At 58.5% G+C, this 24949-nt stretch carries 25 protein-coding genes and 1 other RNA gene; 9 read left to right on the forward strand and 17 right to left on the reverse strand.

What is annotated here, in order from left to right; translation table 11 throughout:
- Window positions 1-84: 84 nt before the first annotated feature.
- Genes D9N13_RS00875 through D9N13_RS00890 form a run of 4 tightly spaced genes read right to left on the reverse strand, consistent with a single transcriptional unit; the run spans window position 85 to window position 4662 of the window.
- Window positions 85-1398: a UbiH/UbiF/VisC/COQ6 family ubiquinone biosynthesis hydroxylase gene (locus tag D9N13_RS00875; RefSeq protein WP_290584755.1), complete on the reverse strand. Its 1314-nt coding sequence runs from the start codon at window positions 1396-1398 to the stop codon at window positions 85-87.
- A complete protein-coding gene (gene ubiH, locus D9N13_RS00880) occupies window positions 1395-2624 on the reverse strand; it encodes a 2-octaprenyl-6-methoxyphenyl hydroxylase (protein WP_290584757.1) in 1230 nt (409 codons plus the stop codon). Before ubiH ends, D9N13_RS00875 begins: the two co-directional genes overlap by 4 nt.
- Complete coding sequence (gene pepP / locus D9N13_RS00885; RefSeq protein WP_290584759.1) at window positions 2624-4030, reverse strand: Xaa-Pro aminopeptidase; 1407 nt, start codon at window positions 4028-4030, stop codon at window positions 2624-2626. The genes ubiH and pepP overlap by 1 nt, the downstream gene beginning before the upstream one ends.
- Window positions 4031-4080: 50 nt before the next feature.
- Window positions 4081-4662 carry a UPF0149 family protein gene (locus D9N13_RS00890; RefSeq protein WP_290584761.1) on the reverse strand — a complete coding sequence of 194 codons (582 nt, stop codon included), beginning with the start codon at window positions 4660-4662 and terminating at the stop codon, window positions 4081-4083.
- A gap of 156 nt (window positions 4663-4818) precedes the next feature.
- Between D9N13_RS00890 and D9N13_RS00895 the strand changes: the two genes are divergently transcribed.
- The 4 genes from D9N13_RS00895 to D9N13_RS00910 all read left to right on the forward strand — a co-directional run bounded on the left by D9N13_RS00895 (window position 4819) and on the right by D9N13_RS00910 (window position 6292).
- Window positions 4819-5034 (forward strand): TIGR02449 family protein, encoded by a 216-nt coding sequence (locus D9N13_RS00895; protein ID WP_290584763.1) that lies wholly within the window; start codon window positions 4819-4821, stop codon window positions 5032-5034.
- Entirely contained in the window at window positions 5031-5342 is a 312-nt protein-coding gene (locus D9N13_RS00900; RefSeq protein ID WP_290584765.1) for a cell division protein ZapA, read from the forward strand. The genes D9N13_RS00895 and D9N13_RS00900 overlap by 4 nt, the downstream gene beginning before the upstream one ends.
- Before the next feature lie 66 nt (window positions 5343-5408).
- Window positions 5409-5589, forward strand: a non-coding RNA gene (ssrS, locus tag D9N13_RS00905) — 6S RNA.
- A 91-nt stretch (window positions 5590-5680) separates the two neighbouring features.
- Window positions 5681-6292: a 5-formyltetrahydrofolate cyclo-ligase gene (locus D9N13_RS00910; RefSeq protein WP_290584767.1), complete on the forward strand. Its 612-nt coding sequence runs from the start codon at window positions 5681-5683 to the stop codon at window positions 6290-6292.
- 47 nt (window positions 6293-6339) lie between these two features.
- On the opposite strand, the gene D9N13_RS00915 is transcribed toward D9N13_RS00910, so the two are convergent.
- The 3 genes from D9N13_RS00915 to ilvA all read right to left on the reverse strand — a co-directional run bounded on the left by D9N13_RS00915 (window position 6340) and on the right by ilvA (window position 10726).
- Window positions 6340-6465 carry a hypothetical protein gene (locus tag D9N13_RS00915; protein WP_290576633.1) on the reverse strand — a complete coding sequence of 42 codons (126 nt, stop codon included), beginning with the start codon at window positions 6463-6465 and terminating at the stop codon, window positions 6340-6342.
- A gap of 425 nt (window positions 6466-6890) precedes the next feature.
- Window positions 6891-8990, reverse strand: a complete 2100-nt coding sequence (locus D9N13_RS00920) for a hypothetical protein (RefSeq protein WP_290584769.1) — start codon at window positions 8988-8990, stop codon at window positions 6891-6893.
- Window positions 8991-9199: 209 nt separating this feature from the next.
- Window positions 9200-10726, reverse strand: a complete 1527-nt coding sequence (ilvA, locus tag D9N13_RS00925) for a threonine ammonia-lyase, biosynthetic (RefSeq protein ID WP_290584771.1) — start codon at window positions 10724-10726, stop codon at window positions 9200-9202.
- A gap of 138 nt (window positions 10727-10864) precedes the next feature.
- Between ilvA and rpiA the strand changes: the two genes are divergently transcribed.
- Complete coding sequence (gene rpiA, locus D9N13_RS00930) at window positions 10865-11524, forward strand: ribose-5-phosphate isomerase RpiA (protein WP_290584773.1); 660 nt, start codon at window positions 10865-10867, stop codon at window positions 11522-11524.
- Here rpiA and D9N13_RS00935 read toward each other — a convergent pair.
- Together D9N13_RS00935 and D9N13_RS00940 are read right to left on the reverse strand one after the other, a co-directional pair.
- The gene (locus D9N13_RS00935) at window positions 11511-11906 is read right to left on the reverse strand and encodes a VOC family protein (protein ID WP_290584775.1); all 396 of its coding nucleotides are present in this window, start codon (window positions 11904-11906) and stop codon (window positions 11511-11513) included. The genes rpiA and D9N13_RS00935 overlap by 14 nt on opposite strands.
- The gene (locus D9N13_RS00940; RefSeq protein WP_290584777.1) at window positions 11903-12469 is read right to left on the reverse strand and encodes a pyridoxamine 5'-phosphate oxidase family protein; all 567 of its coding nucleotides are present in this window, start codon (window positions 12467-12469) and stop codon (window positions 11903-11905) included. The genes D9N13_RS00935 and D9N13_RS00940 overlap by 4 nt, the downstream gene beginning before the upstream one ends.
- 145 nt (window positions 12470-12614) lie before the next feature.
- Here D9N13_RS00940 and D9N13_RS00945 point away from each other — a divergent pair, with 145 nt between their 5' ends.
- Window positions 12615-13526, forward strand: coding sequence for a LysR family transcriptional regulator (locus D9N13_RS00945; protein ID WP_290584779.1), 912 nt, complete (start codon window positions 12615-12617; stop codon window positions 13524-13526).
- On the opposite strand, the gene D9N13_RS00950 is transcribed toward D9N13_RS00945, so the two are convergent.
- From D9N13_RS00950 to D9N13_RS00965, 4 genes are all read right to left on the reverse strand, one after another.
- The gene (locus D9N13_RS00950; protein ID WP_290584781.1) at window positions 13523-14815 is read right to left on the reverse strand and encodes a CinA family nicotinamide mononucleotide deamidase-related protein; all 1293 of its coding nucleotides are present in this window, start codon (window positions 14813-14815) and stop codon (window positions 13523-13525) included. The genes D9N13_RS00945 and D9N13_RS00950 overlap by 4 nt on opposite strands.
- Window positions 14816-14887: 72 nt before the next feature.
- On the reverse strand, window positions 14888-16351 hold the full coding sequence (cysK, locus tag D9N13_RS00955; RefSeq protein WP_290584783.1) for a cysteine synthase A: 1464 nt from the start codon (window positions 16349-16351) through the stop codon (window positions 14888-14890).
- Between the two features lie 26 nt (window positions 16352-16377).
- Complete coding sequence (locus D9N13_RS00960) at window positions 16378-17892, reverse strand: pyridoxal phosphate-dependent decarboxylase family protein (RefSeq protein WP_290584785.1); 1515 nt, start codon at window positions 17890-17892, stop codon at window positions 16378-16380.
- A gap of 24 nt (window positions 17893-17916) precedes the next feature.
- On the reverse strand, window positions 17917-18273 hold the full coding sequence (locus D9N13_RS00965) for a DsrE family protein (protein ID WP_290584787.1): 357 nt from the start codon (window positions 18271-18273) through the stop codon (window positions 17917-17919).
- Between the two features lie 154 nt (window positions 18274-18427).
- Here D9N13_RS00965 and D9N13_RS00970 point away from each other — a divergent pair, with 154 nt between their 5' ends.
- Window positions 18428-19993, forward strand: coding sequence for a winged helix-turn-helix domain-containing tetratricopeptide repeat protein (locus tag D9N13_RS00970; protein ID WP_290584789.1), 1566 nt, complete (start codon window positions 18428-18430; stop codon window positions 19991-19993).
- Between the two features lie 2 nt (window positions 19994-19995).
- On the opposite strand, the gene D9N13_RS00975 is transcribed toward D9N13_RS00970, so the two are convergent.
- On the reverse strand, window positions 19996-20871 hold the full coding sequence (locus D9N13_RS00975) for an oxygenase MpaB family protein (RefSeq protein ID WP_290584791.1): 876 nt from the start codon (window positions 20869-20871) through the stop codon (window positions 19996-19998).
- Window positions 20872-21191: 320 nt separating this feature from the next.
- Here D9N13_RS00975 and D9N13_RS00980 point away from each other — a divergent pair, with 320 nt between their 5' ends.
- On the forward strand, window positions 21192-22478 hold the full coding sequence (locus tag D9N13_RS00980) for an ammonium transporter (protein WP_290584793.1): 1287 nt from the start codon (window positions 21192-21194) through the stop codon (window positions 22476-22478).
- Window positions 22479-22488: 10 nt separating this feature from the next.
- A complete protein-coding gene (locus D9N13_RS00985) occupies window positions 22489-23136 on the forward strand; it encodes a hypothetical protein (RefSeq protein ID WP_290584795.1) in 648 nt (215 codons plus the stop codon).
- 31 nt (window positions 23137-23167) lie between these two features.
- Here D9N13_RS00985 and D9N13_RS00990 read toward each other — a convergent pair whose 3' ends face one another.
- The 3 genes from D9N13_RS00990 to D9N13_RS01000 all read right to left on the reverse strand — a co-directional run bounded on the left by D9N13_RS00990 (window position 23168) and on the right by D9N13_RS01000 (window position 24937).
- Window positions 23168-23599, reverse strand: coding sequence for a hypothetical protein (locus D9N13_RS00990; RefSeq protein ID WP_290584797.1), 432 nt, complete (start codon window positions 23597-23599; stop codon window positions 23168-23170).
- Window positions 23600-23693: 94 nt separating this feature from the next.
- Entirely contained in the window at window positions 23694-24161 is a 468-nt protein-coding gene (locus D9N13_RS00995; RefSeq protein ID WP_290584799.1) for an RDD family protein, read from the reverse strand.
- Window positions 24162-24277: 116 nt separating this feature from the next.
- Complete coding sequence (locus D9N13_RS01000; protein ID WP_290584801.1) at window positions 24278-24937, reverse strand: fumarylacetoacetate hydrolase family protein; 660 nt, start codon at window positions 24935-24937, stop codon at window positions 24278-24280.
- Window positions 24938-24949: the final 12 nt, after the last annotated feature.

Raw genomic sequence — 24949 nt, forward strand, 5'->3', positions numbered from 1 at the left:
CCCGAATAGCGTTCATGAAAAGCAAACTGCAAGTGCCTAAACAATAGCCTGCTCAGGCCACCTGCAACAAGGGTACAAGAAACCCTAAAAATCCGCCACCAACCCCGGTTGGGCCAACGCCGGCAGATCCCCTTCCATGCCCATGGCGCGGGTCATAATCTGGTTTTTAATCAGCGTATGGCGGTTGAACAATGACATGCCCAGATTGCGCGCCACCCTTAACGGCGGGATATCCGCACCGAACAAGCGCTTGAATCCTTCCATGGCGGACATCAGCAGCAGGTTATGGGGTTTGCGGCGGCGCTGGAAGCGGCGCAGTACACTGGGGTCATCCAGGGGTAACTGGCAGCCAAGGGCGCGCTGGATTTCTTCGGCCAACACGGCGGCATCCAGCAACCCCAGATTGATGCCCTGCCCGGCCAACGGGTGAATGGTGTGGGCGGCATCACCGATGAGAGCAACCCCGGGCTGGATGTAGTCCACCGCGTGGTTCTGCAGCAGGGGAAACGCGTAACGCGGGTCCGCCTGCACCACGTTGCCCAAGCGCTGCTCGAACGCCTGCCCCAAGCGCTGACAAAATTCAGCATCCGGCAGCGCCATGATGGCGGCAAGCTGCTCATCTTCCAGGGTCCAAACGATGGAGGACAGGCAGGAGCGGCGTTCGTTGCTGTGTTCCCGCAGGGGCAGAAAGGCCAGCGGGCCACTGTCCAGAAACACCTGGCGGGCCACATCGCCATGGGGCTGCTGGGTGCGTACCGTGGTAACAATGGCACTCTGGCCATAGGACCAGGTGCGGCAGCGAAACCCCAATTGATCCCGTACCCGGGAACGGGCGCCATCGGCTCCGATCAGCAGGGTGGGTGTCAGCTCAGTGCCATCGGACAACACCACCCGCCAACGGGCAGGTGCCGTATCTGGGGATCCGCCGCTGGCATCCTGCCGGGGATCGTTTTCCAGAATTTTTTCCAGCCCCAAGCGACGGCATTCGATATTGGGGGCAGCCATCACCTGTTGATACAGGGCATGGGTAGTGATGCGGTTTTCCACGATATGGCCCAGGTGCTCGGCGCCGGCCTCCCGGGCATGAAACTGGATGTTGCCGGTGCCATCGCCATCCCACACATCCATATGGGCAAAGGGGGCAACGCGCTGTGCCGCCATTTCATCCCACGCCCCCAGCCGCCGCAGGATGTTTTCCGAGGCCTGGGTGAGCGCACTGACCCGGGGATCAAAGCTCGCCGGCCAGTGCTCGGGGGCAGCGGGAACATGGGGATCGATCACCAGGATGGACAAGGGCTCCCCCGCCAGCGCCGCGGCCAGGGTGAGGCCGGCCATACCGGCGCCGACAATCAACAAATCCGGTTGCGCCACCGGCACAGCCTGCGGGGAAATGCTCATAGCGCCACCTCCGGCAACGTTGTGGAAACCGAGCGCCCCATGGCATGCCGGGCCACAAAGCGCTTGGTGCCCTGCAGGGTATCAAACAGCAGCAACCCACTGTTGCGGGCCAGATTGAGCACGCCATTACGATTACTGAACAGCTTGGTGAGCTTGTCGGAAAACTGAATGGTGTTGAATTGATCCTGCTGCCGTTGCTGCAAATACCCACTCAACAATTTGAAATCCCCCCAACTGATGCCTTGCTCCCGGGCCGCCGCCAGCGTCTGCACCAGCACCGCCACATCCCGCATGGCCATGTTCAGGCCCTGCCCCGCCACCGGGTGCAAGCCATGGGCGGCATTGCCCAACACCACCGCGTTGGGGCGCACCTGTTCTTTGGCCAGGGTCAACGCCAGCGGATAGGTGTAACGTTTTCCCACCTTGGTGAGATTGCCGATGGCCGCGCCGGCCGCCTGCTCCAGCGCGGCTATGAAGGCGTCATCCTGCGCCGCCATCAGCTCGGCGGCACGCTCTTTATCCAGGCACCAGGTCAGCCCCCAGCGGTTCTCCGTTTGCGGCAGTACTGCCAGCGGCCCGGTGTCGGTAAAGCGCTCCAGAGCCAGGTTGTGGTGGAGGCGGTCCGGCGTCACTGCGGTGACGATGGCCACCTGCTCGTAGGGGGTCACCTCGGCGCCGATGCCCAACAGCGCCCGGCCATGGGATTGCGCGCCGTCGGCAATCACCACCAGCGGTGTTTTCATCATCTCCCAGCGGCCATCGATTTCCACCGAGGCCACCATCTGATCCCCTTCATAATGCAGGCCCCCGATGTCAGCCGGGGCCAGCAACTGTACGTTAGGGCACTGCTGCAGATGCTGGTTGAGGAACTGGCCCATAAAGCGGTTCTCGATCACGTACCCCAGGGCCCGCACCCGCTCTTCCTCGGCACGGATAACCGCGCGCCCGAAGCTACCCTGATTGGTGATATCAATGGTGTGGATGGGCACCGCGTGCTGGCGCATGCCCTGCCACAAACCCAACTGCTCAAACACATGGCAGGTGCCATTGGCCAGGGCCGTATTGCGGGCATCGTAGCTGGGATGCAGGTCTTGGGGGCCGGTATGATTGTGCTGCGAAGGCGGGGCAAATTTTTCCACCACCACGACCTGTACGGCAGGATCGCGGGCCAGGCAGGCGGCCAGCGATGCGCCCACCAGGCCACCCCCCATAATCACCACGTCCATCAGGCGACCCGTCGTGGTTTTCTGGCCGGGGGCTTTCTGGCTGGTGGCTTTCTGACCGGAGGTTTTCTGCCAGGCTGTTTTTTACCACCGCGGACCTTGGCCATCAGCGCCTCAATTTCGTCGGCGGATTTGGGGGCTTTGCCGGTCAGCACCTTGCGGCCTTTTTCGGTCACCAGCACATCATCTTCAATCCGAATGCCGATGCCACGCCATTGGGGGTCAACGGTTTCCTCATCCGGCGCAATGTACAAACCGGGCTCCACCGTCAAGACCATACCCGGCTCCAGGACACGCCAGGCATCGCCCACCTTGTAATCCCCCACGTCATGCACATCCATGCCCAGCCAATGGCCGGTGCGGTGCATGTAGAAGCGGCGATAGGCTTCGCTGGCAATCAATTCATCCACTTTGCCCTGCAACAGGCCCAACGCCACCAGGCCTTTGGTCAGCTCCTTGACCGCGGCTTCGTGGGGTTGGTTCCAGTGGTTGCCGGGCTTCACCTGCTTGATGGCCGCCAATTGCGCCTTCAACACCACATCATACAGGGCGCGCTGCTGCGGGCTGAAGACGCCGTTTACCGGGAACGTGCGCGTAATGTCCGCAGCGTAATGCTGATATTCGGCGCCGGCATCGATCAACACCAGATCACCGTCTTTCAGCTCACTGTTGTTGTCGACGTAGTGCAGAATGCAGGCGTTGGCGCCGCCGCCCACAATGCTGGAGTAGGCCGGAAAACGGCTGCCGTGGCGGCCGAATTCATGCAGAAACTCCGCCTCCAACTGAAACTCCATCATACCGGGACGGCACTTTTCCATGGCGCGGGTGTGGGCCGAGGCGCTCATGTCCGCCGCCTGCTGCATCAGCCGGATCTCGGCCTTGCTTTTGTACAAACGCATATCGTGCAGCAGATGATCCAGGGCAATGAACTCCCCGGGCGGGTGGGCACCACTGCGCACCTTGGCGCGAATGGTATTGACCCATTCCATCACCTGACGATCGAAATCCTTATCCTTACCCATGCCGTAATACACTCGATCCGTGCCTTCCAGCAAGCCCGGCAGGATTTCATCGATATCCCCTATTGGAAAGGCATCGTCCGCGCCGTATTGCTTCACCACCCCTTCGGGGCCGGCCCGATACCCGTTCCAGATTTCCATTGCCCGATCCCGCTCACGACAGAACATGACGAATTCACCGTGTTTGCGCCCCGGCACCAGCGCCAATACCGCTTCCGGCTCAGCGAAACCGGTAAGGTAGAAAAAATCACTGTCCTGACGGTAGGGGTATTCGGTGTCGCGACTGCGGGTGCGCAGGGGCGCAGCGGGAATGATGGCGATGGAGTTGGGCTCCATCATGGCCATGAGCTGTTGACGGCGTTCGGCAAATTCTTTTTTGGTGATACTCATGCAGAGACAATCTCACACAATGGGGAACAGGAAAGATTCGGGATTCATCATCAATGAATGGTGGCACCCGGCGGCACTACGTTGGCGCGATCCATGGCGAACTCGGTGAAGATCATCAAGGCGGCCATGCGTACGTATTCCAGCACTTCAAAGTAAGCCGCTTCACCGTCCTCTTCTTCATCAATTTCGGTGTCCACCTGGCTTATTTGCTGAATATCACGCAATGCGGTGAGGGCATCTTCGGTGAACTCCTCCGGCCTGCGGGCACCGGCCGAGCCAAATCCGGCCAGGAAGCCTGAACACCATTCTGCCAGGGAGCCCAGGCGGGTATCCAGCGGGTCCTGGTCATCAGGCAGCAGCGGCATGAAATTGAACTGATTGTCCACCAACTCTTCCAAAGTGAATTTGTGCAGTTGGCAGAACCACTCCCGGGTATTATCCCAGGGCTCGCCCTTCACCCCCAGATTGGGCAGGTATTCCTTCAACCAGGCCACCTGATCCCCGGTCAGGCCGCCACTGAGCTGGCCACAGAGGATGCCGTGGGCCTCGGAAGGGCTGGCCAGGGCCTCGATTTTACGCAGCTCCGCTTCCAGCTCGTAGAAATCCAGCACGTCTTCGGATTGCAGGTTCATAGCGGTTTTCCCGATTTTGGACACATGGGTGCATTGTAACATGCTGCCGGGTGTAGCAAAGTCAGGAATGGGGCTAAGCTGTATATGATAACGTCGTCATAGTGCCCACCGGGCTCTTGATGTACCATAGACAACAAAAATTGTGACTGAAGCCGAATGACTAAGATTGAGCAGCTTTTCAAGAACCTCGAATCCCGTGTCGACGAGTTCATCGAACTCTGTGATGAGTACAAGCGTCACAACCGATCGCTGCAGACACGGGAAACCCAGCTGGCGGAAGAACGCGCCAATCTGATGAAGAAAAACGACATGGCCCGGGCCAAAGTGGAAGCAATGATTTCACGCCTTAAGGCATTGGAGCAGGATTCATGAGCGAGCTAGAAACACTGCACGTCAACATTCTCGACCGTGAATACGGCGTCAGCTGCCCACCGGAAGAAGTGGAAGAGCTGCGCGGTTCCGCGCGCCTGCTGGACGAGCGCATGCGTGAAATTCGTCGCAGCGGCAAGATCGTCGGCGTTGACCGCATCGCGGTCATGGCGGCACTGAATATTGCCCATGAACTGATTAAAGCCCAATCCGAACTGGCCAACTACGACCGCATCACCGAAAAACAACTGGCCAAACTCAACGATAAAATTGAACGTGCTCTGGCCTCCGCCAGACAGCTTGATCTGTAAAGTCAAGCCCTCGACAAAAAATACGCCGTTCGAGAAACCCTTCCAAATCCGTTATAATCAGGCCTCAGCCCCCTGCGCTGTTCGAGGTATCTGGCCGACGTCCCTGAGCCGATGCTTTTTCACCCGGGGGTTCCTTCTGATGTGGGAGTGCATGTCCGCACGACGGAAAGCCCGATGCATCATAGGAACCACCACCTTGAACCTTGGGTTCAAGGGCTACCGCCAGTCACGGCAGAACGGGGGGCGCTATTTTTCTGCGCGCGCTTTTGCTGGGCGCATCAGCCTGACAGCTTCTATACTGATAACCGGTTTCAATTAAAAAAACGGAATCCGCCACCTTGGAACTGCCCAACAACAGCACACCCGCCAAGAACCAGTTACGTACAACCCTGCGCCAACGCCGCCGCAATCTGACCCCACACCAACAGCAGCAAGCCTCCATGGGCCTGTGTCGCCAGCTCAGCCTGTTGCCTGAATTTGTCTATGGAAAGCGTATCGCCGCCTACATTCCCAACGATGGCGAGATCGATCCACAACCACTATTGGAGCTGGCCTGGCGCCTGGGCAAGGAAATCTACCTGCCGATTCTGCACCCGTTCGCCAAAGGCCGCCTGCTGTTCATGGCCCACTATCCCAACCAGGTCATGGCCCGCAACCGCTTTGGCATTCCCGAGCCCCTTTGCGATCACAGTGCGTATTGCCCGGTTTGGACACTGGATATGGTGCTGACCCCCCTGGTGGGATTTGATGAGTACGGTAATCGAATGGGGATGGGTGGAGGATTTTACGACCGCACTTTCGCCTTTCTGCGCAACAACAGTCGACCGCGCAAACCGCGCATGGTGGGGGTGGCCCATGAATGCCAGAAAGTGGAACGGCTGCCCTATGAACAGTGGGACATCATGATGAACAGGATTGTAACTGGTAGCAGACAGTACAGCGCCGGTTGACGCCGACCAGGATGGTAAAGGTTGAACGAACTATCCGGCAGTGTGCGCTACCGGATAGAGAACTGACTGGCGACCATTTCAGGATCAGGCTGCCCCTGGGTATAGGAACTTGCAAGCACACCCAAACCCAGCACCAGCATCAGTACTACCAATAAATCGGGTTTCTTCTTCATTTTTTACCTTGCCTCGTTAAAAAAACGCCACCGGTGTTCCGGTAGTTCATTTCCAGCTCGTTATTGGTTTTATGATTCCGTCGATGCGGTATGAGCCGGAAAACAGAGCGTTTACCTACTTGCATTTGACGGCGTGTGTTCACTTATACGCCGCATAAAAATCAGTGCTTACATGGTAAATATAGACCAGCCCCCGTCACCAGCCAGCTGGCAAGTGAGCAGTAGCTCACAATTTAAACAGAATCCGGCTTTTTTATTATGTTTGGCCCAGTGTCGGGTAGAATGCCCCCGCAGAGGACCACCGGTTTTCCGAATGCGCTCCGAGTGCCGAAAAATTAACACGGGTTCCGACCATTGAAAAGGTCTCTTTTGAAAAACAATGACCTACTTCAAACAGAAAGAACCAACCTTAACTCATTTCACGGCTACAGGCATGGTCCCCCCTGCTCCCAACCCATGCCCACCAACGGAGACACCCCCTGGGATAAGTGCTCCAAAAAGCACCCATATTGATGCTTTACCGCGTCCGACTGGAATAACACTTCATGGCCGTTGTACAGCAATACCGGGTTATTGCCCCGATAGCGCATGACGACATTGGTGCGTGCACCATAGCCGTCAAAGCCGGCGTTTTCACTGGCGGGATAGGCCAGCTGCCGGGCGCCGCCCAGGGTAATGTGCGGCAAAAAGGATCGCCTGGCCGTGCGGCCGATGTCCTCCCCCAGCAGGTCGGTCTGCAACGCCATAAAGAACGGACGCTGCACCGGTTCCGAGAGCATATAGTCGTTGTAGCCGGAAAAACCGATGATATGGGGCGGGGGTTTAGCGGGGTTAACGGTCAGGTTTTGCAGGTTGGTAATGGTATCCACGCCGGCCAGCATCCATTCCACCAGCATCATGAACGGGTGGGCGTCGTCCAGATCCAGTATGGGAACCCGGTTGACGGCCACTGAGTTCATGGACAGCTCGAACCCCGGATTATTGTTGAACAGGCGAATCCAGGTGCCCGCCGCTGCGGAAAAAATCACCCCCTGATAAGGGCGCGGGTCCGCCGCCACCATCAGCGAACTGATCCAGTTACCCTGGGATTGCCCCAGATTCACCTGCAGCTGCGGGTCGAAACGGAAGCGATCCCGGCCCGGCCCCGGGTCTGCGTCAGGGCACAGGCTGCGATCCACCTCAATACGATCCACAATACGCCGGAAGTAAATCCGCTCCCAGGCCATGGTCATGTAGTTCCCCGCCAGCCCCCGTGGGTTGAAGATGTTGTACACCATCACGCCATTCAACGCCCCCCACTGGGGAATGTGATCGCGGGACGCGTGGCCCGCCAGCCCGGAACTGGCCCAACCCCGTTCCGCGGCAATCTGCGAGGGCCCCTCACCGGCTTTGCCGATGTAATAGGGATAGCGGGTAATGTCGAAGTGATCAAACTCACCACGATCGTACACCTGATGGGCGCGGCCACCGGCACCGTGTACGTAGGACAACAGGGGGAACCCTGTGTCCGGCATGGTGACCTGCTTGGGAATGGTCAGCACAAACTCCGCCTGCCGGGTATATTGCTGCACCGGCGCACCGCCTGCCGTCCATTCCACTTCACCACCGAACAGGGCATAGGGCGCTACGCCTTTTTGATAACCGGGGAGATTCACCGTCCCCCGAATCACGCAATATTCCGGATAGTCATCGAAGTTTTCCAACTCGCTGATGGGTAACCGGGTGAGGGCTTCTGCCTGAGCCGCGACCTGCCTGGCAGCACCCTGAAACTGCGCCACGGGATCGCCGGTGCTCCACACGGTGGCCCCCATGATGCGGGCGGGATCGATGTCGGTGGGTGCCAAAAACGCCCGCAGTGGGGCGTACACCGCCCGGGCCCGGGCGGAAATTCCCCCATCATCGGTTTGCTGTAAGGCCGCGGTCAGCTGCGGGTTCTGCTGCCACTGCTGATCGCCCGACAACGGCGTCTGGTCGGTGACGATCAGGGCGTAGGTGGTGTTGGGTTGCAAGGTGATGCCCAGGGTGGGCAACACCTGTAACAAGTGAGGGGGACGATAGCTGTCCGCATAGCGCGTAACGGATAACTGCAACGGAAAGCGACGGCCGTACTGGGCGGATTCAGGATCAATATCGATCAACTGAATCGGCGCGTCCGCTGCCGCGTAATCGCCATCCCAGGACGACATTGCCGCAATATCAATGGCACCGCTGAAAGGCAGGTACACCGGCATAATAGTAGGATAACCGCTGCGGGATTCCTGGATGCGTTGCACATAATGTTGCGTCAACCAATGAATCTGCCGGGGAAAATCACTGATGTCCACGCTGCCATCGTCCAGGCGCCGCAGATTGGTGGGAAACCCGTTCACATAGAAACCGCCGGACACCGGCGACAATAAGGTGGGAAGGGTGATTCCGGCTGGGTCAGCAGCAAGATCCACTACCATGTAGGTGGTGCTATCCGACTTACAACCCCAGAGCAAAAGGCTCACGATGCCCAGCAGCATCAGTAAAAGAGATCGCATAAAACATCAATTCCTGCTTTTATTGTTATCGGTTTTTAGGCAAGCTGACGAACTTTTTTCAACAGCCTATCACCGGACTAAAAAGCTGGAAACGTTCTTTTCCCCAGCGGTCGATCCCGCCTCAAGAAAAAATATTAATTGTAAATTGTGTCCAAAAAGTTGTTATTTTCTCCCTGCCTATTGTACAGATTGGCTATTTATCCCGTGGGTTATTTCAAGAACAGCTGATACGCCGGATTGTCACTTTCATCCCAATGCCGATACCCCAAACCTTCCACATAGCGGCGCAGTTTCTGGTGTTCCCGGACGGGCACCTGCATGCCCACCAGAATGCGGCCGAAGGCAGCACCGTGATTGCGATAGTGGAACAGGCTGATGTTCCAGTTCTGTCCCAGTTTGCTCAGGAATTCCATCAAGGCACCGGGGCGCTCCGGAAACTCAAACCGATACAATACCTCCAGCACTTTTTCATCCGCCACGGTGGCCGGGCCACGGCCGCCCACCATGTGGCGAATGTGCAGTTTGGCCATTTCGTTCTGGGAAAAGTCCTGTACCTGATAACCTTTTTCCAACAGGCTGTCGCAAATGGCCTGGCGCTCTTTGGGGCCCGCTGTCTGCACCCCCACATAGACGTGGGCGGCGTCATTGCAGGCATAACGATAATTGAATTCGGTGATGGAACGCTTGCCCAGTGTTTGACAAAATCGGCGAAAACTGCCGGGCCGTTCCGGTATGGTCACCGCCAGCACGGCTTCCCGCTGCTCACCGATTTCCGCCCGCTCCGCCACATGGCGCAGGCGATCAAAATTCACATTGGCCCCGCTGCACACCGCGATCAGGGTGGCGCCTTGGCACTGCTCCCGCTCCACGTATTTTTTCAATCCCGCCACCGCCAGGGCACCGGCCGGTTCATTGATCGAGCGGGTATCGTCAAACAGATCTTTGATGGCTGCACACATTTCATCAGTGGACACCGTGATCACTTCATCCACATATTTGCGCGCCAGCCGGAAGGTTTCCTTACCGATCTGTTTGACCGCCACCCCATCGGCAAACAATCCCACCTCCGGCAGCACCACGCGGCGCCCGGCCAACATCGCCACCTGCAGGCAATTGGAATCCCCCGGCTCAACACCAATGACTTTCACCTCCGGCCGCAGATACTTGATGTAGGTGGCCACCCCGGCAATCAGGCCGCCGCCGCCCACCGGCACGAACACTGCTTCCAGATCGCCGGTGTGCTGCCGCAGTATTTCCATACCCACTGTGCCCTGCCCGGCAATCACATCCGGATCGTCAAAGGGATGCACGAAGGTGTAGCCATGCTGGTCCATCAGTTTTTTTGCTTTGGCCGCCGCCTGATCGTAGGCATCCCCATGCAGCACCACTTTGCCGCCCAGGGTGCGCACGGAATTCACTTTGATCTCGGGGGTGGTTTGCGGCATTACGATTACCGCCTTGATTCCCAAACGGGCCGCCGCCAGGGCCACACCCTGGGCATGATTACCGGCCGATGCGCAGATCACACCGCGGGCCTTTTCCTCTTCACTGAGGTTGGCAATCTTGTTGTAGGCGCCCCGGATCTTAAACGAGAACACCGGTTGCAGATCTTCCCGTTTCAGCAGTACCGAATTATTCAGGCGGCGGGACAGCGAACGGGCGCGATCCACAGGGGTTTCCTCTGCCACATCGTAAACGCGGGCCTGCAGGATCTTCTTGATGGTGCGGATGGACATAAGTGCGGGCACTTCCTAACTGTTGTTGGCTGGGTACGCAGCAAGCATACACTATCTGGGCGGACAGGACAGTTGAGCCCTGTTTTCCCAGGTCGCGAACCCCTATAATTGGCGCCACATTTCCAGTGGGGCAAGCGCATGACACAAGACGAACTCAAGCAGGCCGTGGCCAGAGCCGCCATTCAGTACGTGGAGGAAGGCACCATTGTAGGTGTGGGCACCGGCTCCACCGCCAACTACTTCATCGATTTTCTGGCGCAGATGAAAGGCCGGATCGAAGGCGCGGTGGCCAGCTCAGAGGCCACGCGCAAGCGCCTTGAACACCACGGTATCCCGGTGTTCGATCTGAATGCCGTGGATGACATTCCGGTTTACGTGGACGGCGCCGATGAAACCGACCCCAACCTGTGCCTGATCAAAGGCGGCGGCGGGGCCCTGACCCGGGAAAAAATCATTGCCGCTGTGGCCGGAAAGTTCGTTTGCATCGCCGATGGCAGCAAGAAAGTACCCGTCCTGGGCGCCTTCCCGCTGCCGGTTGAAGTGATTCCCATGGCCCGCAGCCACGTGGCCCGGGAGATCGTCAAACTGGGAGGCGATCCGGTCTACCGCGAGGGCTTCGTCACCGATAACGGCAACATCATTCTGGACATCCACCATATGCAGATTGCCCAGCCCATCAAGCTGGAACAGCAACTCAATAACATTGTGGGCGTGGTCACCAATGGTCTGTTTGCCGCCCGCGCCGCAGATGTACTGTTGCTGGGTACGGAATCCGGTGTGGAGATTACGGAGAAGTAAGACAGATCAATTCCAGGCGAATGCCACCGGGCTCAAACAACATGGCATGGCGGGCACCGCTTTCCCCCAGGGGTTCCGGTTCAAAATCAGACACCACCCCCGGCCACGCCACGGCGTTGCGGTACACCGCGTTCAATTCTGACTCCGATTCCACCCGCAGGGCAAAGTGGTGCAACCCCACTGCCCTGCGGCGATCGAATGGCGCCGCCGCGGCTTCGGTTTGCCAGAGGGTTAACAGGATATGTCCGTTGCTGATGAACGTCGCCGGGTAATCGGGCTTTTCCTTTACCACCGAAAAACCCAGTACAGCGCAGAAAAATGCAGTGGTGGTTTCCAGATCCTGAACCGCCAATCCCAGGTGATGCAAGTCGAGTGTGCTCATGATGACTCCTGTTGGTTTGCCATGATCAGGTCGATGCGGGCCTGATCGTAACGTGGGGTAATGTGTTGCGAACAATTCCAGTCGAAGGCCGCCACCTCAATCACGAAGCCCCGCTCCACCCGGGCTGGGTAATCCTCATCGCGCAATGCCTCCAATTGCGGTGAATCCGCATCCAGTTCCGTGGCATACCCCAACAGCTTCAGGCGCCGGCGGTTGGGATAGTCCATCACAAACAGCGCCACCCGTTTTTCAGTGCGCAGATTGCCGGTGGTGATGTACTGGCGGTTACCGCGGTAATCGGCAAAGCCGATGTGACGCTCATCCAATACCTTGATGAACCCTTTGGGGCCGCCCCGGTGTTGTATGTAGGGCCAACCGTCCGGGCTCACACTGGCCAGATACAGGCTGTCACTGGTGCACAGAAACGCGGCTTCACGCACACCCAACCGGTCGTGGTGATCGCTGCCCTGCTCCCAGCGCTGGTAAAGTTCACGGCTGTTTTCCGAGGTTTGCACCGCTTTCACCGGGTCCGAAAACAGCAGTTCTGCAAAGCGATGTCCCATGGTGAATACTCCGCTGTCGTTATGAAAAGAAGGTTATCCGAATGCGGTCATTGGAATGTGACTGCCTGTGCATCATCGCAACATTCACTTGAGTTAAGAATACTTACGATAAACAATTAACCATTGCATATAGTGGAATAATCTTATGGACAAACTCAAAGCAATGACGGTGTTTGTGGCGGTTGCCGAGGAGCAGGGCTTCGCCGCCGCGGCGCGCAGGCTGTCCCTGTCGGCGCCCATGGTGACCCGGGTGGTGGCTGAACTGGAGACACACCTGGGGGCGGTGCTGCTGCTGCGCACCACGCGCCGGGTACGACTGACGGCGGCAGGGCAACAGTATCTGCAGGATGCCCGCCGCATTCTGGCGGACGTGGTCAGCGCGGAGGAATCCATCGGCGGCATCCATGGCAACCCCCAGGGGGATCTGGTGGTCACCGCTCCGGCCATGTTCGGCTGCCTGTATGTGACGCCGGTGATCACCGCCTACCTTGAGCGGTATCCCCAGGTCACGGTGAGTGCCGTGTTTGTGGATCGCGTCACCCACCTGATCGAAGAAGGCATTGATGTGGGAATTCGCATCGGAGCACTGCCGGACTCCACCATGCATGGGATTCAACTGGGAACGGTGCGCCTCAAAACTTATGCCTCCCCCGCCTACCTGCAACGCCATGGCACCCCCGCGTCACCGCAGGCACTGTCCGGGCACCGCCTGATCACTTCCACCGCCGGCAGCCGTGGCCCGCTCTGGCGCTACCATGACAGCGGTGGTGAGATTAACCTGAAAACGGCGGCGGTATTTCGCAGCACCACCAACGATTCGGTGATTGCCGCTGCGGTGGCAGGCCATGGCATCACCCGCGTGCTGTCCTATCAAGCCGAACCCCAGGTAAGCGCCGGCCGCCTGCAACCCATTCTGGAAGAGTATGAAGGGCCACCGATCCCGGTCAGCATCGTGCACCCCCAGGGGCGCAACGTGCCGGCCAAAGTCAGGGCTTTCATCGATCTGGCGGTAACGGAACTGCGCGCCAAACCCGTACTGCAGGAAGCGGCCGTCTAATCCGTGACAAGCCTGGTTTTGATAAAACCGTATTGGGCAAGGGGGGGCTGATCCAGCAGTGCACGCCGCAGCATATCCAGTGCCAGTGCACTGCTGACCTGGCGGATGGGTGTGCGGTTCTGGAACGGAATGGTCAACATCTGACTCCAGGTGTGCTCGCGGGTGGCCAGCGCCAGAGCCACGCTGCCCACTGGTGTGTCGGCACTGCCGCCATCGGGCCCGGCAATGCCGCTCACCGCCAGCCCCAGATCCGTATCCAACAGGGCCCGCACCCCGCGGGCCATTTCCTCCACGCAGGCAATGGATACCGCGCCCTGCTCCCGCAAGGTGGCTTCCTGCACCCCCAGCAATGTGATTTTTGCCTGGTTGCTGTAGGCAACCAGAGCCTGTTTTAAATATACGGAGCTGCCGGGATATTCCACCAGCTGACTGGCCACCAGACCACCGGTGCAGGATTCCGCCAGGCTCAGCGTCACAGCATGGTGGGCGCCGCGATCCAGCAGCAGTTGGTGTACTTCCCGGGCAATGGAGGGGAAGCGTTCAGAAACGATGGCGGGGCCGATCACGCGTTTCACCTGTTCGGTAAAATCCGGCAACGCGGCAACAGCACGCTCCCCCCGCGCGAACAGTTTTATTTCCACATGGGGCAGTGATGATCGATAGCCCAGGGTGATACCCTGAGGTACCGCCAGCCCGCTCAAGGCATCGGCCAACTGCGATTCACCAACGCCAAAGGTCAACAGTTTGGTGAGGCGGGTTATTTCCAGCTGCTCAAAGGTGTCATGAATGAACGGCAGGAACTGTTCGCGCACCATGACCTTGAATTCAGACGGCACCCCCGGCGTAAAAAAAAGCCAGGCGCGGTTGAGCTTGACCCGAAACCCGCAGGCGGTTCCCACCGGGTTATCCACCATGATTGCCGATGCCGGCAGCCGGGCCTGCTTCAGGTTGCTGGGATTCATCTTACGCCCGGCGCGGCGATACCAGTCTTCAATGCGCCCACGCCAGTGGCTGTTTTCCACCAGGGCTTCCCCTTTGGCGAGAGCCATGGCCTCGGCGCTGAGATCGTCACTGGTGGGCCCCAGGCCCCCATTCACCACGATGACGTCAGCATGATGGCTGCGCTCGATGAAGGTGGCCACCAGATCTTCCAGCCGATCCCCCACCGTCACCCGGCGCTGCATTTCGATGCCCTGCTCCATTAACAGGTTGGCAAACCAGGCGGCATTGGTGTCGACAATCTGTCCGGATAACACCTCCTCCCCCGTGCAGATCATTTCAATTTTCACAGTGTCCCCTTCTCCTGCGCAAGCCAAGCCAGCCCCTAATGATAACCTGTTTCAGTGCCCAGGATGTCGGTTTTAACGGGGATGCAGCCAGCCGGGCAGCAAGGTGTATGGATCCAGATCCGGCACCTGATCCGGCTGCACGCCCACCTCCTGCAATGTGCGCTGCAGTGCGCCCTGTTGAAAAGCATCGAACAAATCCGTGCAGCCACCCGCGTACTGTCCACCTATAAAAATCTGCGGCAAGGTAACGGATTGCGTCTGCTGACGCAGCCATTCGCGAATGATGCCGCCCCGGTTGCCGGCCTGAAACTCAACCGCATCCACATCCACGCTGCGGTAGGCTACACCCAGTCGATCAAACAGTTTACGCACCGACCAACAGAACTCGCACCATTCCAACGCAAACATCACCACCGGCTGCTGCGTATCCGCCAGCAGCGACTGCAGCCATTGCGCCGTGACCGAATCCACGGTGAGGGGTTGGGTGCTTTGTACCGCGGCGGTGGGCCGGTCAAACCGGTATCCCGCAGTGGAACGGGAGATGGCCATTTCTTCCGCGTTCATCTCCGCTGCCACCTCATCAAACAGGGGCGTACTCATGTAGCGTTCACCGGTATCGGGCAACATGCAGAGAATATTACTGCCCGGCGGCGCCTGCCGGGCCACCTGTAGGGCTCCGGCAAACGTGGCGCCGGCACTGATGCCCACCAGAATGCCCTCTTGGCAGGCCAGTTGCCGCGAGCAGTGCAAGGCATCCTGCCCCGGGATCCCGATAAACTGGTCAATGCGGTGATCTGCAGTGACCTCCTGAGCCAACGCCGGAATAAAGTCCGGTGACCAGCCCTGCATGAGGTGGGGCCGGAAACGGGGATGACTCTGCTGTTCCGGTTGCGGCTCGCCGCTGGCCAGAACCGGGGCGTTATCCGGTTCGCACACCACAATACGCGTGGCGGGGCTGTGTTGTCGCAACACCCTGGAGACACCATTCAGGGTGCCTGATGTACCAAAACCGGTAACCCAGTAATCCAGGGACAGGTCGGAAAAATCCTCCAGAATTTCCACCGCCGTGGTACGGGCATGGATATCGGCGTTGGCGGGATTTTCAAATTGGCGCGACTGCCACCAGCCATGTTGTTGCGCCAGCTCCCGCGCTTTGGCCACCATCCCGCTGCCTTTCTCCGCAGCGGGAGTCAGGACCACTTTGGCCCCCAGAAAACGCATCAGACGACGCCGCTCCACACTGAAATTTTCCGCCATGGTCACCACCAGCGGATAGCCCTTCTGCGCACACACCATTGCCAGGCCGATACCGGTGTTGCCGCTGGTGGCTTCCACCACGGTTTGCCCGGGCTTCAGTTCACCGCGCCGCTCGGCGTCCTCAATCACCCCCAGGGCCAGGCGGTCTTTCACTGACCCCATCGGGTTAAAGGATTCCACCTTCACATACAGGTTGACCCCGGCCGGAGCCAGACGATTAATACGCACCACCGGAGTGTTGCCGATGGTTTCCAGAATGTTTTGATAGCGTTGCCCCATGGTTCAAGTTCCTCGATCAGGTTCCTTTAACGTCGACTGTTGAAGTCGACTGTTGACGTGCCCCGGCTGTTGCTGTGTGCCCATAATTCATCACCGATGCGGATTACGTCCTGCACCAGATCATCCACCTGTGCCCAATCGGTACGGGCACCGATGAAACAGGGGCGAAGCGCCAGTTTGCCGCCCACAACTGCGGTACTGGGCAAGCTGCGGCCATCCTGTATCAGGCGCCGGTGCAATTGCCGGTTCAAGCGGTTGAGGTCGGTACAACCCACCACCTGATAGCGAAAGCAGCAGATGGACAGGGTGGGGGCCTGCAGTAACTGCAAGCGGGGGTGCGCCTGCACCCGTTCCGCCAGACTGCGGGCCATATCATTGTGACGGCGGATGCGCTGCGCCAGTCCCTGGGCACCAATTTCGCGCAGCAATGCCCACACCACCACCCCCCGGGGTGGGGCAGACAATTCCACCCCGAAATCACTGTACGGAATACCCAGGGCATCCAGCGAGTGCACAAAGCCACTGCTGGGTGAGGCCTGTTCCGCATCCGCCCCGCAAAACGAGCCTTCCAGGTAGTCCGCCGCTCCCTGTGTAAACGCCCGCTGCAACAAGCCCCGATCCTTCACCAGGGTAGCTCCGATCCCCACCGGCGCCCCCAGCCATTTATGGGGGTCCACCACCACTGAATCCGCCTGCTCAATGCCGGCGTACCGGGGGCGAACCCGTTCATCCAGAATACCCGGTAACCCGTAGGCCCCATCCACATGCAACCAGATGTTAAAGCGTGAGGTCAGCACGGCGATCTCCGCCAGGGGGTCGATTGCACCGGTGGCCGTGGTACCGGCATTGGCGACCACCGCCACCGGCACCAGGCCCGCGCTGACAACGCCTTCAATTTGCCGGGCCAACGCCCGGGGACACATACGCCCCTGCGCATCGCAATCGACGGTGATGACCGCTTCACGCCCCAGCCCCAACACCGCCGCTGCCCGGTGGATGGTACGATGACTGGCGGCCGTGGCAAACAGCCGTCCGCCAGCCGGCACCCCGTCACGGCCGCAATCGTGGCCACGGCGCTCGAACGCCTGTTGCCGGGCCGCACCCAGGGCCAACAGGTTGGCGGTAGAGCCACCACTGCTGTAGATGCCTTTCATTTCCGCCGGCAACCGGAACAGCGCCACCAGCCAATCCAGGGACAGCTCTTCCAGTTCCTGAAAGGCAGTGAGCCCGATCCGCTGTGGTGCCGCCACCATGGCTGCCAGGGCCGCCAGCACCCCGGCATTAGTGGCGCCGGTGGTAATAAACGAGGTGAATCCCGGCAATGGAATGGCAGACCCGTTTGGAATCACCTGCTCACCCAGCTCCCACAGCACCTTATCCAGCCCGATACCGTCCACCGGCAGTGGCCGCTGCAACACCTTTTGCCAATGGCGGCGGCGCAAACCGGCATCCCCGTGTAAGCCAGTGCTGAACCGATCCAGATATTCACCCAATTGTGCCAGGGCCGGGCTCAGTGCCCCACACTCTGCCTGATCACTCATAACGCCATTCCTGCTCTGTTACGGTTATGCCAGCAAACGTGCACCGCTTTCCAGAAAGGCCATGGTGCGTGGTGCACCGGCGATCTCCACCCCCTCGGCCAGATCCCCCGGCGTAATGTTCTTGGCTTTGGCGCAGGCAGGGCACAGCCAGATGCGGCCCCCGTTGGCAATAAAGTCCGACATCAGGGCAGCCAGTGCTTCATACCCCTCCGCCTGCACACCCTGGGCCGCGCCCTGAACGCAGAGCGCGGCGGCATCCGCCGTGGCGAACACAGCAACTTCCGCCTGTTTGGAGGCGCTGACCGCAAGAATGAAGGCAATGGTGGCGCGCTCTGGGCTATTAAAACCGTCCTGACAGTTGATCAAATATTTGGCTGACATGTATGCTTCCTCATGATTTGTTAGATAGTCATGTGTCTTCCACGCTACACAGGTTACGGAAGCACGGCCCGGGGCGCTTGCAGGAGATCTGGTTTAAATCTGGAGAAACCCTGAAGATTGCCGATTCCTGATCAATAAAGAATCAATTAATGCCATGCGCTATCACTTTCTGGAATTCCTGCTGGATACGGATCGGTTTGAACTTTACCGCAACGAGACTCGTTTGGCGGCGGAACCTCAGGTGATTGAATTGCTGACACTGCTGCTGGAACAGCGGCAGCGGATGGTGAGCAAGGACGAAATCTACGGGTGCATTTGGAAAGGGCGCATTGTGTCGGAGGCTGCGCTCAGCAGCCGCATCAAAAGTCTGCGGCAATTACTGGGGGACAACGGCCGCAGCCAGGCGGTCATCAAAACCGTGCACCGCAAGGGTTTTCGTTTTGTGGCAGAAGTACGATGCGATGAATCAGATGCAGCGCCCCCTGGAACCAACCTGCCTTCCGCTGAAGCCGACATCGGATCACGCAACCAAAAGCCCACCATTGCCATTTTGCCCCTGGCGAATCTCAGTAGGCAACCGGAACAGGATTATCTTGCTGACGGCATCAGCGGTGACATTATTGCCCACCTGTCGAGACACCGCTGGATCAACGTGGTAGCCCGCAACACCACCTTCGGCCTGCGCCAACAAAACCTGAGCCTGGCCGATCTGGCGGCGCAACTGGGCACGGATTATGTGGTGGAAGGCAGCGTGCAGCGCGCCGCCAACCGGGTGCGGGTCACCGTGCATTTGATGGACGCCCACAGTGGCCACCAGTTGTGGGCCGATCGCTATGATCGGGAGCTGGAGGATATCTTTGAACTGCAGGACGAAATCACCGAAACCCTGGTAGCCAGGTTAGAACCGGAGATCGGCTACGCCGAACGCCACCGGGTGATGCAAAACCGGCCGGCCAACCTGCAGGCCTGGGATTGTTATCACCTGGGTATTCATCACTTTTTCAAGTTCACCGGTGCTGACAACCTGGAAGCCCAGCGCCTGTTGCTACGCAGCCAGGAACTGGACCCGCAGTTTGGTGATGCCTTTGCCTGGTGGGCCTACGCCCTGGTGCTGGGCATGGTGTACTGGGATGTGAAGCCCACCCAGGCAACACTGGATGCCGCGCTCAGCGCCTGCGAACAGGCGCTGATGCTGGATCCGCAGAACGCCACCTTCTACGCCTTAAAAGCCCGCGTAATGTTGGCCCGGCGTGAATACGACGGCGCCATTACCGGTAACCGCATGGCCATTGAACTGAACCCCACCTTTGCCGCAGCCCACTGTGGTTTGGGGGATTCCCTCGCCTACGAAGGCCGCTACGACGAAGCGGTGGAGTGCTTTACCCGGGCCATTGCACTGAGCCCCAATGATCCTCAATTGTGGGCTTTCCTCACCTACGGAGCACTGGCACTGCTGTTCAAGGGGGATTATGAACTCGCCCTGCAGTGGACCGAACGTGCCAGCCACATTCCCAACTGCCAGTACTGGACGCTGTCCCATAAAGTGGTGGCACTGGTCCAGTTGGGCCGTAGCGGGGAGGCCCGCCGGTTACTGGCCCACATTCAACGCCAGTTGCCGGATTTCTCGCTGACCTTTGTGGAAGAAAAACTGTTTTATCTGAAACGGCCGGAGCAGATTGACGGCTATCTGCAGGCACTGCGCAAGGCCGGACTTGACTGATTTCAGCCTCGGGATTTGGCCCATTTTTCCCGCAGCGATCTTGGCCCGATATCGTCCACCGAATAACCATCAGGGTGAGTGGGATACTGCAACAGGGTATTCAAATGCGGGTATTTGTTTTTGGGCAACAGGCGCAGCAACTTGGCCCGTACCCGCAACAGGGCCTCGACCCGGCGCCGGGTGCCGGCACTGGGCAAGGGGTAATCCATTGCCTTCAGCAGAGGTTCGTCCATCAGCGCGTACACCATGGGCTCGGCCTTTTTCCACAACGGCTGCGGCAGATAAAAACTCAGCAGCAGATCCCGGGTGGCACTGGCCACCCGTTTACCGGCCTCGGTACTGGCAAAGGTTTTTTGTTCATAGTCCAGACTGAATTGCTCAAACCCGGCGTAGGTTTCGGGTATGTCCTGAATACGCATACGCACCCCCACCTCGCGCCAGAAATAAAACAACGCATGCCGCTCGTTGGGGTATAAATCACGCCAGCCAAAGCGCTCTATCCAACGCACCGGTTCAAACACAAACGTGGACAGAGTGTAGAGAAAATCATCATTACTGATGTCGTATTGCCCGTGCATGCGGTTCATGCGTTTCAGAAACGCCATACCGCGCTCAGAGTCGTAACCGTTAATCAGAATTTCGTTGATGATGATGGCGGTATCATCGTAACGCCGCAGGGTGTGATCCGTGAATTCACGGGTCTGATCCAGCAGCTTGGCAATACTGGGAACGGCAAAAGTGCGGAACAACGCCAGCTCCAACGCCCGGGTCATATCCCAGGGAAACTCCAGGTAAGCGGTCAGAAACACAATGCGTTGGCAATCGGCCTGCGGGTCCAGCCGCTCGATTTCTTTCTGTACATTGATGCGCTTCTTCATGTTTCCCTCTTTTACTGCGGACGAGTCGGCAGTGAAACTATCACACCCGCCCGGGCATGGGGATGGCCTGGACACTCATCGGCGGTGGCCAAAACGCTCAACCGGCATGAGCCTGGAGGCCAATGGCAAATGGGTAATATTTGGTGCATCACATCCATATATGCACCTTTGCATACACCTTCTGGTATCAATATACCGAATTTTGCGAGCTGGTTACCAAGATCCGGCGGGAAAGCCCACTGGCATAAAGATTGCTGTGCGTAGGGCGTTCGGTAATAAGCTATTGGATTTTTATTCCACGCCTGATTGAGGTTTCAACCATGAAACAGCTCGCTCTGTTTTTGCTCGTACTTTTGCCCGCCAACACCCAGGCTGCGGTCGGCGATGAACCGGTCAACACCGTCTGGCTGGTGGTGGCAGCCGCGCTGGTCTTCTTCATGCAAACCGGCTTCGCATTATTGGAAAGCGGCATGTCCCGCAGTAAAAACGCGGTCAATGTGGTCATGAAAAACTACATGGACGTGTGTCTGGGCAGCATGGTGTTCTGGGCTCTGGGCTTCGGCATCATGTTCGGCATCAACGAAACCGGTTTCTTTGGCGCCAGCCACTGGCTGCCCCAGTTCACCGACGAATGGTCCTACACCTTTCTGCTGTTCCAGATCATGTTCGCCGCCACCGCCACCACTATTGCCAGTGGTGCCATGGCGGAACGTACCCGCTATTCCGGTTATCTGGTGGGAGCGCTTGTTATCACCGGCCTGATCTATCCGATCTTCGGCAGCTGGGTATGGGGCGGATTTTTCGGCGGTAAAGGCTGGCTCTCGGAGCTGGGCTTTGTGGATTTTGCCGGCTCCACTGTTGTGCACTCGGTGGGGGCCTGGTGCGCGTTGGCCGGTATTATGGTGGTTGGGCCACGGCTGGGCCGCTTTGATCCGGTAACCGGCGTAGCCCGGTTGATACCCGGCCACAACCTGAATAACGTGGCACTGGGCGGCTTTATTCTGTGGCTGGGCTGGTTCGGCTTTAACGCCGGCAGCACCCTGCAGGCCGACAGCAGCCTGGGCAAAATCGCCCTCAACACTCACCTGGCCGCCTGCGCCGGGGCGGTGGGCACCTTCCTGGCGCAAACCCTGATGCGCAAGCCAGTGCTGCTTACCCATACCATCAATGGCAGCCTGGGCGGACTGGTGGCCATTACCGCCGGCTGCGCCACCATGTCCCCCACCTATGCCGTGATCACCGGCCTGCTGGGCGGCGTGTTGGTGATTCTGGGAAGTTACCTGCTGGAGTTACTGCAACTGGATGATGCGGTGGGCGCCATCCCGGTCCACGGCTTTGCCGGGGTGTGGGGTACACTGGCCGCCGGATTCTTTATGGAGGGTGACCTGTTCAACCTGCAGCAACTGGGCATACAGGCGGTGGGGTGTGTGGTGGCCTTTCTCTGGGCCTTTCCCGCTGCGTTTCTCACCTATTGGTTATTGGATAAATTGATCGGGTTGCGGGCTTCTCACCTGGATCAACAACGGGGCCTGGATTACAGCGAGCACGCTGAGCGCGGTTATCCCGAATTTGATCGCCTGCCGTTACACAAACCGCTGGCGGGATAGGAGAAGGACCATGGATCAACAACACGTACTGCAACGGCGCGCCATTTATACGGTTCTGCAGGAATGGCTGGATGAGGAAAAGATGGTGGAGGCGCTGCTGGTGTTCGAGGAACACCACAAAGGCAAACCCTCCATTGCCATTCACGAATACCTAACCCGCATCAATCACCTGTTCGAGCAGACCATGGACACGCGGCAGATCCGGCGACGGTTGATGGAAGTGCTGGTGCGCCGTTCCAGTGACCTGGCTCCCGACCCCATGCCGATGCTGCAACGGGCCCAGGCCAGGTCCGCCAGTGAGGTATTCGACCTGCAGCCCTCCGCAGACCAGATGGCGCTGCATACCCTGATTTCGGAGCTGATGAGAAAAGCCTCCGCCGGTCAACGGAAGCAACTGCATGAACAGTTGGCCAAACAATTGGCCAAACGTTTTGTGAACGGCAGCTACGATCTGCTGGCGCAGTATCTTATTTCCGACAACCCACAGTATCTGGCACGCTTTGATGACCGCGCATTACAGGATTTTTTCACGGTCATTTACGTGGCCTGTTGCGAGGTGCTGGGGCCGGTGATGACGGATCAGTGGTTTGGTTCGGCGGTGTTTCAGATTCGCCAGAACAACAGCGCTGCCGGTGAGCGGCTGAACCGCTATTTGTAGAGGGGCGGCCACCCGGGCTTATGGCCTGTTTTTAGATTGTGGCGTATTTGGTGACGCGTAAAGCCCTGAGTGGAAACGCCAGAAGGGAATCCTCATAGGCCACCTCGATGTAGCCGATGGCGCTGCCATTGTGAAACAGGGTCAACGGACACATGGTCAGGGAGTCCTTCAGGTTCATCAGATCATAGGATTTTTCACCGCTGGCCTGCACCGCGCCGATACCCGGTAGATCAAAGCGCAATTCATAACGGGGCCCCATGGGTTTCAGGGTGAAGTAGCCATGGGTTTCCGTGGTCAGGTTGCGCGCCGGCAGAGTGACGCTGCCAACAAACGGCTGTGGCTTCCAGGGCCGCAGCCGCCGCATGAAGGTCACCTCGATGGTGAATGCAAACGCTTCCTTGCGGTGGCTTTCGTTCAACTCCAGCCAACCTTTCATGGTCTCTTGCAGTTTCAATGTCAGCATGTGGCCCTCTGGTCATTACGGAAATTCCCCCTGCAAACCAACCCGACGGATTGCAGTCAAGAATTCAGTATAGCCGGTCGCGGGAGCCGGTAAACTAGCGGTCGATGATCACCACGGTGCCAGCGAGCTTATCGTGAAAGCCTTGCTTGCGCTTATCCCAGGCAATCCAGAACAGGCCCAAACCCAGCGGCAGGATCGAAACGAAATACCCCAGATAACGCACCACCAAGCGGCCGCCGGACACTTCCTCGAAGGTATTGGCATCCACAATCTTGCCCTTAAACGCCATCTTGCCCGGGGTTGACGCAAAGCGCACCCACAGCGCCACCACCAGAATAAACGGCAATACCAGCTGCACCATGCCGCTGGTGATCATGTATTGGGTGCTTTCGTCATCCAGAGGGGTCGCCACCAACACCACCAGCATGACGATGGCGATAACGATCCCCATCCAGATGTTGTCGATGATGGATGCCAACACCCGCATCCAGAAGCCCATGTATTGATGTTCAACGGCCGCTTGAGTGACCTCCGCCGCCGGCGTTTCGTAGGCATTGCTCATCAGATTTTCCTTTTTTGTTTTTATGGTACTTACAGCTGGATTCTGCACCAGCAACGATTAATTTATGGTAAAACTGCGCCTGACGCCAGATCACGCCGTTTAAATAACCCTGGCCTCTAAATAATCCTGGCCTCGCAGCGCAAACCCTCGCCCAGCACCGCCATCAGTTGATCCCCAGTCTGCAGGGCGGCTACCCCGGCCGGGGTTCCGGTCAGCACCACATCCCCCGGCAACAGCGTAAAGTGTTGGCTCATGTAGGCGATCAACGCATACAACGGGGTAATCATATCGGCGGTGTTACCCTGCTGCCGCAGGCTGCCATTGACGGTTAAAGACAGGTCTGTGTGCTGCGGATCGGTCAACTGTGCCGGGGTGATGAAGCCCGACAACGGGCAGGCACCATCAAAACTCTTGGCGATTTCCCAGGGATGGCTTTTTTCTTTCAGCCGCGATTGCAGATCGCGCAGGGTCAGATCCAAACCCAGGCCAAACCCCAAAATAGCATCCCGGGCCTGCGCGGCGCCTGCCGCCTGCAGAGGCTTGCCGATCAATACCGACATTTCCAGTTCGTGGTGACATTCCCCCTCTCCTTTTGGAATGCAGATCTCACCGGCAAACGGCACCACCGCAGTGGCAGGCTTGATAAACAGAATGGGTGAAGTGGGAACCGGATTATTCAGCTCCCGGGCATGCTCAGCGTAATTGCGGCCGACGCAGACCACTTTGCCCAGGGGCAGATCAAGGGCCTCGCCATTGAGACTGTGCTGATAGTTCATCCACAACTCCTA

The sequence above is a fragment of the Ketobacter sp. GenoA1 genome, from assembly GCF_003671475.1.
Taxonomy (GTDB): Bacteria; Pseudomonadota; Gammaproteobacteria; order Pseudomonadales; family Ketobacteraceae; genus Ketobacter.

Coding starts and splice junctions, on each gene's coding strand:
- D9N13_RS00875 (WP_290584755.1), bottom strand. CDS start 1,398: ATGAGCATTTCCCCGCAGGCTGTGCCGGTGGCGCAACCGGATTTGTTG.
- D9N13_RS00920 (WP_290584769.1), bottom strand. CDS start 8,990: ATGCGATCTCTTTTACTGATGCTGCTGGGCATCGTGAGCCTTTTGCTC.
- D9N13_RS00980 (WP_290584793.1), top strand. CDS start 21,192: ATGAAACAGCTCGCTCTGTTTTTGCTCGTACTTTTGCCCGCCAACACC.
- D9N13_RS00900 (WP_290584765.1), top strand. CDS start 5,031: ATGAGCGAGCTAGAAACACTGCACGTCAACATTCTCGACCGTGAATAC.
- D9N13_RS00965 (WP_290584787.1), bottom strand. CDS start 18,273: ATGTCAGCCAAATATTTGATCAACTGTCAGGACGGTTTTAATAGCCCA.
- rpiA (WP_290584773.1), top strand. CDS start 10,865: ATGACACAAGACGAACTCAAGCAGGCCGTGGCCAGAGCCGCCATTCAG.
- D9N13_RS00945 (WP_290584779.1), top strand. CDS start 12,615: ATGGACAAACTCAAAGCAATGACGGTGTTTGTGGCGGTTGCCGAGGAG.
- pepP (WP_290584759.1), bottom strand. CDS start 4,030: ATGAGTATCACCAAAAAAGAATTTGCCGAACGCCGTCAACAGCTCATG.
- D9N13_RS00975 (WP_290584791.1), bottom strand. CDS start 20,871: ATGAAGAAGCGCATCAATGTACAGAAAGAAATCGAGCGGCTGGACCCG.
- D9N13_RS00935 (WP_290584775.1), bottom strand. CDS start 11,906: ATGAGCACACTCGACTTGCATCACCTGGGATTGGCGGTTCAGGATCTG.
- D9N13_RS00895 (WP_290584763.1), top strand. CDS start 4,819: ATGACTAAGATTGAGCAGCTTTTCAAGAACCTCGAATCCCGTGTCGAC.
- D9N13_RS00985 (WP_290584795.1), top strand. CDS start 22,489: ATGGATCAACAACACGTACTGCAACGGCGCGCCATTTATACGGTTCTG.
- D9N13_RS00960 (WP_290584785.1), bottom strand. CDS start 17,892: ATGAGTGATCAGGCAGAGTGTGGGGCACTGAGCCCGGCCCTGGCACAA.
- ubiH (WP_290584757.1), bottom strand. CDS start 2,624: ATGGACGTGGTGATTATGGGGGGTGGCCTGGTGGGCGCATCGCTGGCC.
- ilvA (WP_290584771.1), bottom strand. CDS start 10,726: ATGTCCATCCGCACCATCAAGAAGATCCTGCAGGCCCGCGTTTACGAT.
- D9N13_RS00990 (WP_290584797.1), bottom strand. CDS start 23,599: ATGCTGACATTGAAACTGCAAGAGACCATGAAAGGTTGGCTGGAGTTG.
- D9N13_RS00915 (WP_290576633.1), bottom strand. CDS start 6,465: ATGAAGAAGAAACCCGATTTATTGGTAGTACTGATGCTGGTGCTGGGT.
- cysK (WP_290584783.1), bottom strand. CDS start 16,351: ATGGGGCAACGCTATCAAAACATTCTGGAAACCATCGGCAACACTCCG.
- D9N13_RS01000 (WP_290584801.1), bottom strand. CDS start 24,937: ATGAACTATCAGCACAGTCTCAATGGCGAGGCCCTTGATCTGCCCCTG.
- D9N13_RS00970 (WP_290584789.1), top strand. CDS start 18,428: ATGCGCTATCACTTTCTGGAATTCCTGCTGGATACGGATCGGTTTGAA.
- D9N13_RS00940 (WP_290584777.1), bottom strand. CDS start 12,469: ATGGGACATCGCTTTGCAGAACTGCTGTTTTCGGACCCGGTGAAAGCG.
- D9N13_RS00995 (WP_290584799.1), bottom strand. CDS start 24,161: ATGAGCAATGCCTACGAAACGCCGGCGGCGGAGGTCACTCAAGCGGCC.
- D9N13_RS00890 (WP_290584761.1), bottom strand. CDS start 4,662: ATGAACCTGCAATCCGAAGACGTGCTGGATTTCTACGAGCTGGAAGCG.